The sequence below is a fragment of the Thioalkalivibrio sp. ALE23 genome (genome assembly GCF_000378545.1).
GTDB lineage: Bacteria > Pseudomonadota > Gammaproteobacteria > Ectothiorhodospirales > Ectothiorhodospiraceae > Thioalkalivibrio.
On record NZ_KB900066.1, the window covers coordinates 1 to 2,601 of the forward strand.

The following is a 2,601-nucleotide window of genomic DNA, read 5'->3' on the forward strand; positions in this document are numbered from 1 at the left end:
AAAAAATCGACCATCCTGAAGGCCATGGAGGTCAGTCGGCCCTGAAACGATGGTCGTATCGGGAAGTCGATCGAGGGCGATCCATTCGGGTCGCCCTTTTTCGTGGGTATCCTGGAAGTCTGGGGGCAGCGGAGGTCGCCCAAAAGAAAAGCCGGCCCGTGGAGGCCGGCTTGTCTCCGGGGTCTACCCCGGAGGGGGAAGGGGCAAAATAATTCCCTCATGGCGCCGCCGTCAATCCGACACGCCCGTTGCCTCGGGGGCGGTGTACCCGAACATCGACCAGGTGGCCGGATCAATGTGCAGGGGTTGCATGGAGCCCTGCCGGGAGTCGAAGAACATGCCGTGATGGTCGATCTCGCCCTCCCGGATCAGGCTCCAGATCAGGGAGAGGCCCATCGAGGCGTACTTGTTCACCCAAAGGTCCTGCGACGCCAGCGCCTCGGCCATCGAACACGAAGGCGCGTCGTCGTCGGTCTGGTCCCGCATTTCCGGGTACAGATCCACGATGTGCGGCAGCTTGAACTCCGGCCTACGGTGGTCGTCCCGGGCCAGATGCCCCAGAACCACCTGCCCTCGGTGCTGCCCATTGCCCATATCCAGCCAGAGAAGGGGCGGCGGCCCCATCGGAGAACCCCGACCCGTCCAGTGGTCGGCCAATGCGACGCGGAAAGAGGCCCGGTCCACGCAAGTCACGAGCAGAGGCATCACCCATGGGCCGCACCGATCACCCCTCAGCGTTTCCGGGTCCGCCATCATCGGCACGCCTTCCCAGTCGAGGCCGAAAAAAAGATTGTAGCGGGAGACCAGGGTGACGGCCTTGTTCTGACCGACATCCCGTGGGCCGAATCGCTGGCGGCCGATGTTCGACGCGCTCACGGTATCGCCATCGTACACCCGGACATTCAGTCCCGGATGACCAAGGCCGACGAGACCGTGGTGCATTCGCACCAGGCCGTCCAGAACCTCCGAGCCGGTGCCGCCCGCGCCAACCAGCGTCACAGGGATGGGCTCATGGAGCCAGGAATCGGGAACCGTCAACTTGTTCGTCATCATCACGAACGCTCCCCCACAAAACGAACCCACGGGGCCAACGTACACCCCATTTCCGCCATTTCGGACACCCTGGGGCTCCGTCCGGCCTGCTCAAGCGACCGCCAGCGTTGGATGTGTTCGGCGGTGTTCACCGAGTCTCTGGAGGCGAAGGTGGCGTCGTGATTAACGTGGGTGAACCACGTCTGGAATACCGCTTCTTCCCATTCCTTCATCGCATACGAAGAAACCGGATGACTCGGGGTCCGAATCGAACCGCGACAGATTTCACCTCGCTCATAAATGTTCATCAGCGGCGGGTGGAACAGCCGCGTCTGAGGAGTGGGACGAGCCACCCCTGCCGTCGCAGCCAGGTACAGCTGGCCGGCGGAGTTTGCGGCGAACACCAGCGACGGCCAGAAAACGTTCAGCCGAAGATCCTCGGAGGAAGCGGAGCGACGGATATACATCGTCCGTTTGCGACGAGGCACGAACCAGACCCGGAGCCTCGAGGTGCTGTAGAGCACCGATCCGTCGAGGAAATCTTCCAGGGTGTCGAACGGTTCATCGGGTTCGCCTGCCAACGCCCGAAGGAAGTCCCGAGCATCCTCCCGTGAGAGTGCCCGTCCCGCGCCCAGCGCCGGGGGCGCACCCTCGGACGTATAGACCGAATGCACGGTGGCAAGCCCACGCACGCTGGGGCTTCCGAAGCTGTAACCCAGTTGGATGCCATGTTCTTGCAGACCCGCCGTTGCAGGGTGCTGACCCGATTCCTCGTGGAAGAGGATTGCAGAGGTCGGGGTTAAGGCCATCGTTCGGCTCCTGCGATCCGGCTACGGGCCGGTTCCGCCGCATGAAGTGCGGTTGCTCGATTCACGGACTCAGGCTATCGCTCTTGTCGGGTTCGTCAATTTTTCGCAGCGCAACGGCCAAATCGTGAAGGAGACTTTTGGCGTCCAGAATATGGCGAAGCACATCAAGGGTTTCGCCCCACCGCTGCGGCTCCAGGGAGAACGCGACCGCATCCCTGTCTTCGCCGGCTTCCATATCCATCCGCAGGAAGGAATCGGCAACCTCCACGGCGGCATCCTTCAGCCGAGCCTCCTGATCCGTATCCAGAACGAGAAGACCGGCCCCGAGGCTATAAGGGATGACCCGTTCCGGCCCACGGGAACGCTCCTCGTCCACGCGATCCGCCATCAACCATAGCGCATGGGCGCGCTCCACCAGAGCATCCAATTCACTGCCACCCCGATCATGGCGAGCCTCGAACATCGCATCAACGCGTGAAGCATCCGCACGCAGAGAAAAGAGCGGCTCGTAAAGCGCCGAAGGAGCCGCGTGAGCCAGAAGATAGAGCGTTTTGACATGCTCAAACATTTCGTCGTCCGGACGCTCCCCGACAATATCGATACAGGCGTCTTCCCACTCGTCTCGAAGCCCGTCCAGAATGGATTCCGTCGCGTTTTCCGGGTTGCTCAACCGATTATGCGCGCGATCGGAAAACTCCATTGCCAGCTCATCCATGTCGCACGCCAGGTGCGCGACATCCGAACCCGTCTGGAGGCCAGG

3 protein-coding genes are annotated in these 2,601 nt (G+C 62.1%); all 3 read right to left on the reverse strand.

Annotated features, from left to right (window positions below; genetic code table 11):
* Window positions 1-231 precede the first annotated feature (231 nt).
* Window positions 232-1,053, reverse strand: a complete 822-nt coding sequence (locus F573_RS0113750) for a PRTRC system ThiF family protein (protein WP_019023072.1) — start codon at window positions 1,051-1,053, stop codon at window positions 232-234.
* A complete protein-coding gene (locus F573_RS0113755) occupies window positions 1,053-1,841 on the reverse strand; it encodes a PRTRC system protein B (RefSeq protein WP_019023073.1) in 789 nt (262 codons plus the stop codon). Before F573_RS0113755 ends, F573_RS0113750 begins: the two co-directional genes overlap by 1 nt.
* A 61-nt stretch (window positions 1,842-1,902) precedes the next feature.
* Window positions 1,903-2,601, reverse strand: a 699-nt coding sequence (locus tag F573_RS14485) for a hypothetical protein (protein WP_038033583.1), incomplete at its 5' end; no start/stop codon positions are given.